Below are 13,093 nucleotides of genomic sequence, written 5' to 3' on the forward strand. Positions count from 1 at the left end.
ATTCAACTTCAAATATAGCGGAAGCAAATGAAAATAATAATGTATTTAATTCTCCTGTCGCTATCTGCACGCCGCCGCCTGCATGTACAAACACTCCTGATGTAACAAATACGGTTACCACGACAACAACCATATCTCCGACAATCACAATGACTCCCACAATAACACCGGCTGTGGCGTGCCTGACGGCTAAAATTAAGGCCAATAACAAATACAATGAATTATACACAAATATTAATTTTACCGGATCGTGTGTTGCTGCAAACCTTCAGTATAAAATAGCGATATATGACGGCGCGAATAATCTTATCACCACAAAAACTGCGTATTCAGGTTACGGCGGTGTGCTTACATATAATTACACTTCAAATGGAAGTAATAATATAAGCGCGCCCTGGCATGTTGCCATAATGTTACCGTCTTATAATCCGCCTGCGGTTTATAATGCATCTGATGCGGATTTTGAGGATATTTATGAATTCACAGTAATGGTAAGCGCTCCGGCACCCACGCCAACACTGCCGTGTACCAATATGGTTGGTGTTTACCACGGCCAATTAACCCTGATTAAGTACTTCGATTATAAACTAAACGATTGTAATGCTTTTACTGTAAAGGTTAATTACTGTACAGAAAATACACGCATTGCGCTGTATGACGCGGGGAACAACCTGCTTAAAACAGAACTGTTAACCTGTCAGACACCGGGAATGTCCGGGCTTCAGATGTTTTATCACATTGCAGGAACAGAGGTTCCCGGGATATGGCATATTGATTTGTATGGCGAATCAGATACAGTGCCTCTTGTCAGAACCGGTGCCGGCACAATCAGTTCATGTCCGGAAGGTAGTTTAGTTGTAGAATAACCCTTAAAAATATAGCGTTTATAAAAGGCAGGGCATAACAAGCCCTGCCTTTTTCATTTAATATTATCCTTGATTTTTTGCAAATGCAGGAGTAATATATAAATGTTTTTTGAAGCTTATCAGCAAAACTGATATCCTGAAACAAACAATTTTACTGTTTATTATTAAATTTCTATACACCTTAAGGAGGTGCGCAGTAATGAAGAATATGGTAGAAATCAGATGGCACGGAAGAGGCGGTCAGGGAGCAAAGACCGCCGCGCTTCTTCTTGGAGAAGCAGCGGTAAATGCCGGAAAGTATGTTCAGGCATTCCCCGAGTACGGACCGGAAAGAATGGGCGCCCCTGTTGCGGCTTATGACAGGATTGCGGATGAAGAAATTACGATTCACTCACCTGTAATCGCGCCAAACGTAGTTGCTGTCCTTGACGAAACGCTTATGGATTCCATAGACGTTACAAAAGGGCTTCCCGCAGACGGAGTCCTTATCGTAAACACCCCGTTTGACAAAGCGGAAGTTGAAAAAAGGGTAAACTGGAAAGGAAAGGTTGTTGTTATTGACGCTTCAAAGATAGCTCAGGCCACTATCGGAAAACCGATACCGAACACGCCCATGATAGGAGCCCTGCTTGGCGCAACAAACCTTATGCCGCTGCAGGCTTTCCTTGACGATACAAAAAAGAAACTTGAAAAGAAGTTTAAATCCAAACCGGAAGTTATTGAAGGAAATCTTAAAGCCATATCTCTGGCATATGAGGAGGTAAAGAAATAATGTCAACCAAACCTAACATTAAAGGCTGGAAAGACTTAAACGTAGGCGGCGTCGTTGAAAGCGGCACGTCGGAATTTTTTCATACAGGCGACTGGAGAAGCAAAGTACCCGTATGGCAGGAAAAGAACTGCATACAGTGCATGAACTGCTGGGCTTTCTGTCCGGACCACGCTGTAAAAGTAAAGGACGGCAAACGCGCTGAATATGATTACGCATACTGCAAAGGGTGCGGAATATGCGCTGAAGAATGCCCGAAAACAACAATCGCGATAAACGCAATTAAGAAAGAAGACCCAAGCTCTAAAGTGGACAGTTTTGACGGCGCAAAAGACCCAAGGTTTGTGGAAAAAGCCGCCATATTAATGGTATCACTGAAAGACGCCAAAGATAAATTCGGCGTTAAATAACCAAAACAAATTGGAAAAACAGGAGGATAAAAAATAATGGAAAAGACTATTGTAGCAAGGACAGGGAATGAAGCCATGGCAGAAGCCATGCGTCAGATTAACCCTGATGTCTGCGCGGCGTACCCGATAACACCGGCTACGGAAATAATGCAGATATTTTCTGCGTTTGTAAACGACGGGCTTGTTAACACAAACCTTATAACAGTGGAATCAGAGCACAGCGCCATGAGCGCCTGCGTGGGTTCCGCGGCAGCCGGCGCAAGGACAATGACAGCCACTTCATCGCAGGGGCTTATTTACATGCATGAAATTCTGTTCATTGCGGCGTCTTTAAGACTTCCGATAGTAATGGCGGATGTTAACCGCGCCATTTCCGGGCCTATCAACATTCACTGCGACCACAGCGACACAATGGCGGAACGCGACAGCGGATGGATTCAGATTTTCTCCGAAAATACTCAGGAAGCATACGACAACATGATACAGGCAATAAGAATCGCGGAAAGAAAAGATGTAAGCCTTCCGGCAATGGTAACAACAGACGGTTTTATCATAAGCCACGGAATGGAAAGGCTTGTAACGTATCCTGATGCTGATGTTAAAAACTTTATCGGTAAGTACGACCCTCCGTATAACGTCTTGAACCTTGAAAAACCTATAACAGTGGGTTCCATCGTTCTGACAGATTATTACCTTGAACACAAAAAAGCCCAGCATGAAGCCATGAAGAACGCGAAACAGGCTATTCTGGATATTGGTAAAGAGTTTGGCAAGGTGTTCGGAAAAGAATACGGTTTCTTTGAAGAATACAAGACAGATGACGCTGACTATATCCTTGTGTGCCTTGGTTCCACGGCAGGCACCACAAAAGCGGCAATTGAAGAATTAAGGCAGGAAGGCATAAAGTGCGGGCTTATCAAAATAAGAATGTTCAGGCCTTTCCCGGCTGAAGAACTTGCGGCAGCGCTTAAAAAATGCAAAGGCGTTGTTGTACTTGACCGCTCTGAAGCCATGAACACACAGGCAGGCCCGGTTGCAACAGAAATTAAAGCGGCCCTTTACGATGCGGGAATGGTAAAACCCATGCACAATTATATTTACGGGCTTGGCGGCAGGGAAATATACATAGAAGACATTAAGACGGTATTTAGAAACATATCCAAAGATTCCAAGGGCAGCAATGAAGTCAAGTACCTTGGCTTAAAGGAGGCATAACAATGGCGAATCCGAAACAGTCAGCATTAACAGAAGAAAGGTTTATAGGCGGACACAGGGCATGCGCGGGATGCGGTTTCCCGATATTTTTAAAACAGGTTCTTGGCTCCACAAGTGATCCTGTAGTGGTTGTATCAGCTACGGGCTGCCTTGAAGTTACATCCACAATTTTCCCTTTTTCAGCATGGAAGACGCCTTTTTTACACAACGCGTTTGAAAATTCCGCGGCAACCTGCAGCGGTATTGAAGGCGCATGGCAGTCGCTTAAGAAACAGGGCAAATACGACAAGAACGTAAAGTTCCTTGCGTTAGGCGGAGACGGCGGCACATACGATATCGGGCTGCAGTCGCTGTCAGGGGCAATGGAAAGGCGCCACGACATGATGTATGTATGCTATAACAACGAAGCATATATGAACACAGGCGTGCAGCGTTCCGGCGCAACTCAGTTTGGACAGCACACCACCACTTCACCTGCGGGAAAAGTAGTTTCAGGAAAAACACAGGGAAGCAAAAATTTAACTGAAATAATGGTGGCTCACGATATTCCTTATGTAGCCCAGACAACAATAGGCTACTGGCAGGATGCAACAAAAAAGTTTGAAAAAGCATGGGCAGTAACAGGGCCTAAATTTGTAAATGTGTATTCACCGTGCGTTCCGGGATGGGGATACCACATGTCCCAGACTGTAAAGATGTCAAAGATGGCTGTTGAAACAAACCTTTGGCCGCTTTACGAAGTGGAAAACGGAGTTTACACAATTACGTACAAAAATCCTGTTGAAAAAAGGAAACCGGTTGAAGAATTCCTTAAGCTTCAGGTAAGGTTCAAACATCTCATGAAGGGCGATGACAAGAGTAAGGTGATTATTGCCCAGATACAAAAGACAATTGACGAGCGTTACGCTCACCTTGAATTGATGGAAAAAGCCACAAACCCGGCGGCAAAGTAATTTAATTTACGCGGAGTTTGACGGATAAAAAAACCGGCGGAGGCGAAAGCCCCCGCCGGTTTTATTTTTATGCGGAGGGACGGTTTGGATTTGGCAGGCGCACCGGCATACAGAAAGGCGATAGTAAAAAGGTGACAGGGGCAACTGACAGGTTACAGCTGACAAATAACAAAAGATACCTGGTTTTAGGTTTGGTAGGCGCACCTTTTAAGGTGCGGCAGTTGGTTTAGGTGTGGATGTTTACCAAAACAAAATGAAAAAACAACTGCCCCGGATAATATTGCATGATGCCTGATACAGCTGAAATATTAAAACCCGCTGTTATCAATACTAAACTATCCGATTTTCCGGCCATCCGACCGTCAGTTTTTCCCTTCGTTCCTTCCCGGGCTTGGGTATATTTTTTCAGGGTGTGCCGAAAATTGGTATTCTTGCATCCAAACAAACTTGAAATCAACATGGTGTTAATTAATTGGCAATCGGGAATTTGCGGCACATACGTATATGCCGGCGCGGCATTTAACAGCTCCTGCCGCAGACACAGTATATTAGCGCGGCACACCCTGAAAAAAAACACCCAACCCCTGTAGGTGTTAATCTAATTTCCGAATCTCGCTGACCTTCTGTCCTTGGATTTTATTCTTTGCCCCGGCCGCCCAGCCGCGTCTTTTTCTTCCGTCCCTCGTGTTTTCTAGGTTGCCCAGCCGCTCAGCCGCTTAGCTGCGTCTTTACAGCCGTCCCTCTATTTTTTATCTTCCATCTTCCCATTTTTTCGTGATATAATTTATCCATTGTTTACAAATCCAGGAGGAAATTATATATGTCAGAGCATTATCCGCATAAGGAAACAGAAGAAAAGTGGCATAAGAAATGGGAAGAAAACGGGACGTTTAAGGCGACAGGAAAGGGAGAAAAATATTATATTCTTGAAATGTTTCCGTATCCTTCTGGCTACCTTCATATGGGGCATATCCGCGTTTACAGCATAGGCGACGTGCTTGCGCATTATAATAGAATGCAGGGTAAAGACGTAATTCACCCCATGGGGTATGACGCGTTTGGATTACCCGCGGAAAACGCTGCGATTAAAAATAACGTTCATCCCGCTGAATGGACAAAAAAGAATATTGAACACGCGCGCGGTCAGTTTAAAAAACTTGGAATGTCATACGACTGGGACAGGGAACTTGCCACCTGCGACGAATCTTATTACAGATGGAATCAGTGGCTTTTTATTAAGTTTTTTGAAAAGGGGCTTGCTTACAGGAAAGCGTCAGCCGTTAACTGGTGCGAATCATGCGGCACGGTTCTGGCAAACGAGCAGGTACAGGAAGGCAAGTGCTGGCGCTGCGAAAATACAGTTGTCCAGAAAGACTTAACCCAGTGGTTCTTTAAGACCACGGCTTATTCACAGGAACTGCTTAACGGGCATATTAAAATTGACTGGCCTGAACGCGTTATTGCCATGCAGAAAAACTGGATAGGCAGAAGCGAAGGCGCAAGGATACTTTTTAAGGAAGAAAAAACAGGCGAGGAAATACCTGTATTTACCACAAGGCCGGATACTATCTTTGGCGCTACATATGTGGTACTTGCCGCGCAGCACCCTATGGTGGATAAAATAAGGGCAAAAGCAACCGCGGAAAAACAGAAAGAAATAGACGCGTTTAGGGATAAAGTAAAAAAAATGGATGTCACTGTTGACACGCTCTTAACCCTTGAAAAAGAGGGTGTGGATACGGGAGAGACGGCAATAAATCCGGTTAACGGGAAAAAGGTACGTATCTGGATCGGGAATTACGTGCTTATGGATTACGGCACAGGGGCAATTATGGCTGTTCCCACACACGATTCGCGCGACTTTAAGTTCGCGAAAAATTATAACCTGCCAATGATAGTGGTAATTCAGCCAAAGGATAAAATACTTAAGCTTGAAGAGATGACAGACGCGTATGAAGATGAAGGCGTGCTTGTAAATTCCGGCGAATTTGACGGGATAAATAATGTTGAAGCCAAGAAAAAAATTGCCTCCTGGATGAATGATAAGGGCATGGCAAAGATAGAGATAAATTACAGGTTAAAAGACTGGCTGTTATCACGACAGCGGTACTGGGGAACACCTATTCCCGCCATATACTGCGACAAATGCGGTATCGTAATGGAAAAGGAAGAAAACCTTCCCGTAAAACTTCCGCGCGATATTGAATTTTCCGGCAAGGGCAATCCGCTGGAAACATCCAAATCTTTCTTAAATGTAAAATGCCCAAAATGCGGCGGCGATGCCAGGCGCGAAACAGACACAATGGATACTTTTGTGGATTCGTCATGGTATTTTGTGCGCTACTGCGATTCCAAAAATGAAAAGCTTCCGATAGGAAAAGATGCTGCCGCAAGGGAACTGCCGGTGGACCAGTACGTAGGCGGGCCGGAACACGCGTGCATGCACCTTATTTATGCCAGGTTCTTTACCTATGTAATGCGCGACCTGGGGCTTATAAGCTGCAGTGAGCCGTTTAAAAAACTGCTTACGCAGGGCATGGTAATTAAAGACGGCTTTAAGATGTCCAAATCCAAGGGTAATACCGTAAGCCCTGATGATATGATAGAAAAGTACGGTTCTGATACGGCAAGGCTTTTCATGCTGTTTGCTGCTCCGCCGCAGGCCGACCTTGAATGGAATGACGAGGCAGTGGAAGGTTCTTTCAGGTTTATTAACAGGATATGGAGAAAGTTTACCCAGTATATTGACCGGGTTAAAGGCGCTTCAGACACAGTTGATTATTCAGCGCTTGATGAAGCAAAACAGAAACTTGTAAGAAAAACACACCAGACAATTAAAAAAGTTACAAATGACCTGGGCGTGGAACAGCAGTTTAATACCGCGGTAGCTTCGCTGATGGAGCTGTTTAATACGGTAAGCGCGACAGAAATGGACGCTTCCAAAGACGCGCCGGTAATTAAGTTTGTAATAAAGACAATGGCGCTTTTAATGGCGCCTATGACCCCGCATTTCAGCGAAGAGTTATGGGAAATGCTTGGAAATAAAGAAAGCATATTTAAGGCGAAATGGCCTGTTTATGATGAATCTCTTACGGTTGAAAACACGGTTGAATTTGTCCTGCAGGTTAACGGCAAGATAAGGGATAAAATAAAACTGGACTTTAACGCCCCGCAGGAAAAAGCTGAAAATGCGGCATTTGCGTCAGAAAAAGTCCTTGAATGGACAAAAGGCAAAGAAACCGTAAAAAAGATATTTGTACCAAACAAACTGCTTAATATTGTAGTAAAATAAGAACTGACTGATTTTCAAAAACAGGAGGAACTAATATGAAAAAAATTATGTTAAGCCTGATGGTTTTAGCGGCACTGGCTGCCGGCTGTGCCACTTACATTCCTCAGCCCAATCTTGCGCCCGATGTTAAGACTATTTCTATTCCGGTTTTTCTGAATAAGACTGACAAATACGGACTGGAGCAGTACGTAACACAGAAGACAATAGATGAATTTCTTGCCGATGGCAGGGTGACAATTCTGGACGAATACAAATCTGACGCGGTTATTAAATGCGTCATTACAAAATACGTGCAGACCCCGATACTTTTTGACACAAATCAGGTGCCGCAGCAGTACAGGTTAAGGATATACGTGAACATCACATTCTTTGACAATAAGCAGCAGCGCGAACTTTGGCTTACCAAAGACATGTGGGAAGAGACCACGTATTACGTTGTAAATAACCTTGGAATGCCGGCGGAAGACGAAGAACGCGCCAGGCAGCGGGTGCTTGACCAGCTTGCCAACAAGGTGATGAGAAGAGTGATATACGGGAGCATGAATTGAAACGGATAATTTTAGCGGTTATACTGACGGTATTTGCATCAGCGCTTTTTGGCGCGAAGACTTCGCCTGTACTTACGGGGCATATAACAACTTGCAGCGGGCTTATAAATAATTATCCGGCGGACACAACCAACTGGTTTTTCAGGACGCAGCACCAGGTCGTTCAGTACTGGGCATACCTTCTTTTTCCGGCAAAACATTCATCGCCGGGAATGAAACAAAGAAACCACTTTTTTGAAAACCCATACGCGGTATATTCCGGGGCAGGCTCGCAGGAAGTGGAAGATTCAAACATTTTTGAATTAAGAATAATATCGCCTACGGGCAAAGTGATAGCGGAGAAGGTTTTAAATTGGGATAAGAACGCGGCGGAAAATAAAAAAGTAACCGTGGACAGCGGGGAATACCTGCCGTATGTTGTCGCCAATTATATCGGCATAAAGCAGATGTTTCCGGAAAACGGGCAGGGATTATTGCCGGACGAAATTGGGCTTTATCACGTTGACCTTTATTTAAACGGCAGAAAAATAGCAATGACCTTTTTTGAGATGAAAGATTAAAATGGCATCACCTTTTTCAAAACCGGAAGCTTTTTACATAATAGCTGCAGAGGATGATTTCTATACAGGGGAAGTCACAGGGCAGATAAGGGAAGGGCTTTTTAACGGGCATGATGACCCGTCCGCGGTGCAGGCATTTGATTTTTCGGACAAAGAAACATCCGTAAATGAAGCAATAGAGGGGGCGTTAACCGCGTCTATGTTCTCACCGGCCAAACTGGTTATTATGAAAGAATTCTATAAACTAAAAAAAGACGACCTTGAAAAACTATTTAATTTATTACCCTCAATTCCGCCGGGTACATGCGTTGTGCTTACCACTTCCGGTGAAATAACCGCCCCGCGCAGGGAAGAACTTAAAAAACGCGGCATAGGCAAAAAAAATCTGATAGAAGTTTCAAAAAATCAGGCGGCAGAACTTCCGGGCAAATGGATAGCCGATTACGCCGCCAAAAACGGGATAACCGTGGACAGTGATGTCTCTGAATACATAGTAACCGAATCTAACGGTGATATTGCTTCCATAAAGAATGAACTGGATAAACTTATGCTGTTTGCCGGTGACAGAAAAGAGATAACGAAAGAGGATTTTAACGCGGTCCGCGGTGTATCCAAAGAGTATGACATCTGGTCGCTGGTGGCAGCCGTTCAGAATAAAGAAGCCGCCAGGACATATAAAATTCTTGACGCGCTTTTTGAAGACAGCAGCCCGGAAGCCATTTTAGGCACTGTATTTTCATCCATAAAAGACCTGTATATCTATATCCTGTATGACATGACCGGAAATGCTTTCAGGGCAAGGGCTGTGCTTGGCGGGAAGGTGTTCTTTATAGAAAAAGAAAAACGGACCCGCTTTTTCAAGAAGGTCCGTTATGAAGAAGTTGTCTCTATTTTCAGGGAAGCCGACAGGAAGATTAAACTTTCCCACCGTGATCTTGCAAAATCTGTGTTAACCGTTATGTTTGAAAGGCTGTTTACTTTATTAGAGGAAAAAAACAGGTAGTTAAGCTGTTTTTACCTTAACGGCTGCCGCAATTCTGCTTTTATACCTTGATGCCGCGTTCTTTTTGATGATGCCTTTTTTGGCGGCTTTATCAATAAAAGAAACAGCTTCAATAACTTCTTTTGGGTCCTTTGATGCTTTTGCTTTTTTCATAAGAGTCCTTAACTTATGAAGGGCGGCGCTGTTGCTTGCCGTTCTTTTCTTTGTTTTCCTTAAATCTTTCTTTGACGCGTTTAAATTTGGCATTTCTGTAAAAAACCTCCTTAAGATTTTCAAAATAATGATGAATTCTATTATAAATAAAGGTTTTTGTCAATATCATTATGCCTTGTTGACTTTGAAAAACCGCTGGTATAAAATGGCTTGTAATTAAGTGCAACCAGTTTAATGCAGTTGACGCGGAGGCATTAATCATTGAATAGAATAAAAGGGCTGTTTTTAAGAAAACTTGCGGTTTTATTAACTTATTTAATTCTGCCGCTTGCTGTATTTTCCGCCTCTATAACAATTGATACTTTAAACGCAAGGGGAACTATAAGCCCTTTAATCTATGGCACCAACCAGCAGATGCAGGGTAATGAAAATCTTACCTGTATGCGTTTTGGCGGCAACAGGGTGACCGGGTATAACTGGGAAAACAATGCCAGTAATGCCGGTTCCGACTGGTATCATTCAAGTGATACTTTTATGTGTACCAGCCTTGAAAATCCGGTAAGCGATTATGACTGCGCGAATGTACCCGGCGCTGTTCTTAATAATTTCATAGATTATTGCATAACAAGGGGATATGAACCTTTAATAACGCTTCCAATGGCGGGGTATGTGGCGGCTGATAAAAATGGAAATGTTTTAGAGTCACAAGCCGCGCCTTCTGTAAGGTGGAAAACGCTGATTTCAAAAAAGGGTTCCGCGTTTTCACTTCCGCCGGACATATCTGATAATTATGTTTACGCCGATGAAGAAGTGGCGCATATCGTGAACAGATACGGCCTGTCCGGTGCGGGCGGTGTCAGATTTTATGAACTTGATAATGAAGGGGACTTATGGAATTCCACTCATGTCAGAATTCACCCGTCGCCCGTTGGCGCTTATGAATGGGTGACAAGGGGCGCGCAGCTTGCAAAAGCGGTAAAAGATGTTGACCCGCAGGCGCAGATAATGGGGCCTGTGTTTTTTGGCATCTGGTCAATGATGAGCCAGGGTGATGACTGGGATTCGGTAAGGGGTACCAATACATGGTATGTCCCGTATTACCTTCAGCAGATGAAAGCGCAGTCAGATGCCGACGGAAGAAGGCTTCTGGATGTTTTAGATATTCATTATTACTCGGAGGCGCGCGAAGGGCTTTACCCGCCGTTTGATTATAATAATGGCCAGTGCAGAATAACAGAATCCGGCTGCAATTCAGCAGAAGCTATACAGGCAAGGCTTCAGGCGCCGCGTTCTCTTTGGGATCCTGCTTATATAGAAAACAGTTCCGCCGGCCAATGGTGCGGCACGGCGCTTCCGATAATACCAAAAGTTCAGGCGGCAATAGACACGAATTTTCCGGGGACGAAAATTGCTGTAACTGAATTTGGTTTTGGCGGCGGCAATAATTTTTCCGGCGGTATAGCTATGGCTGACGCGCTTGGGATATTCGGTAAGTACGGAGTCTATATCGCCACCATGTGGAATACGGATTACGGATTGTTTCATTCCGCGGCTTACAAATTGTTCCGCAATTATGACGGGGCGAATTCAACATATGGCGATACAAAGGTTTACTGTGAAAGCGGCGATAACGCGTCAATGACCGCTTACGCTTCAATCTCCGGCACGGATGAAACCGAGCTTCACGTCATTGTACTTAACAAATCATCAGCCGCCCAGGACGCGGCTTTTGTAATAAACGGAAGCGCCGCGTATCAAACCGGCGAAGCATATGGGTTTGGCGGAAGCGACAGTACAATCACGGTAAAGGCCGCTCCTGTGGTCACAGGCAACACTTTTTCTTATTCAATACCGGCTTACAGCGCATATCACTTTGTTTTTTACGGCGCTATCGGCCCGACAAACACACCCACGCCTTCTATAACTCCGGGCGGCCCGACTTTAACTTTTACCAATACTTATACACATACGCATACAAATACAAGCACTTATACGGCAACCAATACTCCCACGCCGGGCGCGGGTATTGATATTTATGACGGCGATACCGCAGGAATGACAATTACGGACGGTACGGTAAATAATTCCGCTGACGGCGGCGGAATATCACAGGGCTCGGCTGGAAGCCCCGGCGACGGAATGGTTGCGGCGTTCGCTTCAATTCAAAGCTGGTGGCAGCAGCATGACTGGGCGTTAAACACACCTGTTAATACCGGCGCTTACACACTGCTGGAATTTGACATAATTTCAGAAGCGGGCATCCCTAACGGTTTCAGGTTCGGCCTTGACTGGAACCTTGCGGATTGGTCGGTTGATGTTGCTGATTACATATCGGGCGGTGTTATTAATCAGACATGGAATCACGTATCAATTCCGCTTAATATCCTTCTTCAGGGCGGTAATGTTATTAACAGGCTGGTTTTTATTGCAAACGCGAATAATGACTATTCTGTTATTATAGATAATGTCAGGATAACAGGGCAGGCGTTACAGACACCCACATATACATATACGGTATCAGCTACAGAAACAGAAACGGCGGTTAACACCGCTGTAAATCCTCCCGTGAATACGGCAACAAATACCGCCACGCTTACGCCTTCTTTAACGCCGTCGCCGGCGATAACATTTACCATAACAAGCACACATCAGATTTCATTTACAGCCACTGCTGTGGACACAGCGGAATATACCGCCACTGTAACGCTTACAAATACGGCGGTTCTAACCGTAACCAAAACAATAACCGTCTCGCCGTCAAATACCGCGGGTATTACATTTACAAAAACCGCCACACGTACAGGCACGGCAACAGTTACCAATACCGCAATTTATACAGCGACTGAAACTCCTGTCTTAGCCGCCACATTCACGCATACGCCTGTTTTGGTTAACGAACAGGATGAATTGAAAATAGAAAATGTAACGGTATATCCAAATCCGTATACGGGCAGCGGATTGGCTGTTATGTTTGATATTACCAAAAGCACGCAGTCTGTTAAGTTCAGCCTTTACACCGGAAGCTTCAGGTTAATTAAAGAGGCGAAAATAAATATTACACCGGGTGCGGGGAATAAAAAAGCTGAAATCAGCTCCGAAAACTTTGAATCCTTAGCCAACGGGACGTATTACTGTGTTATAAGCGCGGAAGACGGCGGGGCAAAGGCCGTTTCAAAGATTAATACTGTTGTGATTATAAGAAAGAAGTGACAGGGAAATGTTTGATTTTTATGGATGTTATATATCCGGCAGGCGCGTGTTTTGTCTTTGCTTGTAGAGACGCAATATATTACGTCTCTTTTTTTATGTCCAATCTTAAATTTT

At 44.4% G+C, this 13,093-nt stretch carries 13 protein-coding genes; 11 read left to right on the forward strand and 2 right to left on the reverse strand.

Features of this window, described 5'->3' with window-relative positions; all coding sequences use genetic code 11:
- The 6 genes from CVV21_07460 to CVV21_07485 all read left to right on the forward strand — a co-directional run.
- The coding region (locus CVV21_07460) for a hypothetical protein (GenBank protein ID PKL91413.1) at positions 1-866 on the forward strand (866 nt) is incomplete at its 5' end.
- 199 nt (positions 867-1,065) lie between these two features.
- Positions 1,066-1,638: a pyruvate synthase gene (locus tag CVV21_07465; GenBank protein PKL91414.1), complete on the forward strand. Its 573-nt coding sequence runs from the start codon at positions 1,066-1,068 to the stop codon at positions 1,636-1,638.
- Positions 1,639-1,655: 17 nt separating this feature from the next.
- The gene (locus CVV21_07470; GenBank protein ID PKL91537.1) at positions 1,656-2,045 is read left to right on the forward strand and encodes a hypothetical protein; all 390 of its coding nucleotides are present in this window, start codon (positions 1,656-1,658) and stop codon (positions 2,043-2,045) included.
- 36 nt (positions 2,046-2,081) lie between these two features.
- On the forward strand, positions 2,082-3,260 hold the full coding sequence (gene porA, locus CVV21_07475; protein PKL91415.1) for a pyruvate ferredoxin oxidoreductase: 1,179 nt from the start codon (positions 2,082-2,084) through the stop codon (positions 3,258-3,260).
- Positions 3,261-3,262: 2 nt separating this feature from the next.
- Entirely contained in the window at positions 3,263-4,213 is a 951-nt protein-coding gene (locus CVV21_07480; protein ID PKL91416.1) for a pyruvate ferredoxin oxidoreductase, read from the forward strand.
- A 17-nt stretch (positions 4,214-4,230) separates the two neighbouring features.
- Positions 4,231-4,443, forward strand: a complete 213-nt coding sequence (locus CVV21_07485; protein PKL91417.1) for a hypothetical protein — start codon at positions 4,231-4,233, stop codon at positions 4,441-4,443.
- On the opposite strand, the gene CVV21_07490 is transcribed toward CVV21_07485, so the two are convergent.
- A complete protein-coding gene (locus CVV21_07490) occupies positions 4,440-4,790 on the reverse strand; it encodes a hypothetical protein (protein PKL91418.1) in 351 nt (116 codons plus the stop codon). The genes CVV21_07485 and CVV21_07490 overlap by 4 nt on opposite strands.
- A gap of 243 nt (positions 4,791-5,033) precedes the next feature.
- On the opposite strand from CVV21_07490, the gene CVV21_07495 reads away from it, so the two are divergent.
- Genes CVV21_07495 through holA form a run of 4 tightly spaced genes read left to right on the forward strand, consistent with a single transcriptional unit; the run spans position 5,034 to position 9,616 of the window.
- Positions 5,034-7,505 (forward strand): leucine--tRNA ligase, encoded by a 2,472-nt coding sequence (locus tag CVV21_07495; GenBank protein PKL91419.1) that lies wholly within the window; start codon positions 5,034-5,036, stop codon positions 7,503-7,505.
- Positions 7,506-7,540: 35 nt separating this feature from the next.
- A complete protein-coding gene (locus tag CVV21_07500; protein PKL91420.1) occupies positions 7,541-8,053 on the forward strand; it encodes a hypothetical protein in 513 nt (170 codons plus the stop codon).
- A complete protein-coding gene (locus CVV21_07505) occupies positions 8,050-8,613 on the forward strand; it encodes a hypothetical protein (GenBank protein ID PKL91421.1) in 564 nt (187 codons plus the stop codon). The genes CVV21_07500 and CVV21_07505 overlap by 4 nt, the downstream gene beginning before the upstream one ends.
- Before the next feature lies 1 nt (position 8,614).
- Entirely contained in the window at positions 8,615-9,616 is a 1,002-nt protein-coding gene (holA, locus tag CVV21_07510; GenBank protein ID PKL91422.1) for a DNA polymerase III subunit delta, read from the forward strand.
- Here holA and CVV21_07515 read toward each other — a convergent pair whose 3' ends face one another.
- Positions 9,617-9,862: a 30S ribosomal protein S20 gene (locus CVV21_07515; protein PKL91423.1), complete on the reverse strand. Its 246-nt coding sequence runs from the start codon at positions 9,860-9,862 to the stop codon at positions 9,617-9,619.
- A gap of 168 nt (positions 9,863-10,030) precedes the next feature.
- On the opposite strand from CVV21_07515, the gene CVV21_07520 reads away from it, so the two are divergent.
- Positions 10,031-12,979: a hypothetical protein gene (locus tag CVV21_07520; GenBank protein PKL91424.1), complete on the forward strand. Its 2,949-nt coding sequence runs from the start codon at positions 10,031-10,033 to the stop codon at positions 12,977-12,979.
- Positions 12,980-13,093 lie beyond the last annotated feature (114 nt).

It is taken from the genome of Candidatus Goldiibacteriota bacterium HGW-Goldbacteria-1 (assembly GCA_002839855.1).
In the GTDB taxonomy this organism is placed as follows: domain Bacteria; phylum Oederibacteriota; class PGYV01; order PGYV01; family PGYV01; genus PGYV01.

Bases quoted from the DNA above. Each gene is read 5' to 3' on its own strand.
- CVV21_07495 (PKL91419.1), top strand. From the start codon at position 5,034: ATGTCAGAGCATTATCCGCATAAGGAAACAGAAGAAAAGTGGCATAAG.
- CVV21_07500 (PKL91420.1), top strand. From the start codon at position 7,541: ATGAAAAAAATTATGTTAAGCCTGATGGTTTTAGCGGCACTGGCTGCC.
- CVV21_07465 (PKL91414.1), top strand. From the start codon at position 1,066: ATGAAGAATATGGTAGAAATCAGATGGCACGGAAGAGGCGGTCAGGGA.
- holA (PKL91422.1), top strand. From the start codon at position 8,615: ATGGCATCACCTTTTTCAAAACCGGAAGCTTTTTACATAATAGCTGCA.
- CVV21_07515 (PKL91423.1), bottom strand. From the start codon at position 9,862: ATGCCAAATTTAAACGCGTCAAAGAAAGATTTAAGGAAAACAAAGAAA.
- porA (PKL91415.1), top strand. From the start codon at position 2,082: ATGGAAAAGACTATTGTAGCAAGGACAGGGAATGAAGCCATGGCAGAA.
- CVV21_07480 (PKL91416.1), top strand. From the start codon at position 3,263: ATGGCGAATCCGAAACAGTCAGCATTAACAGAAGAAAGGTTTATAGGC.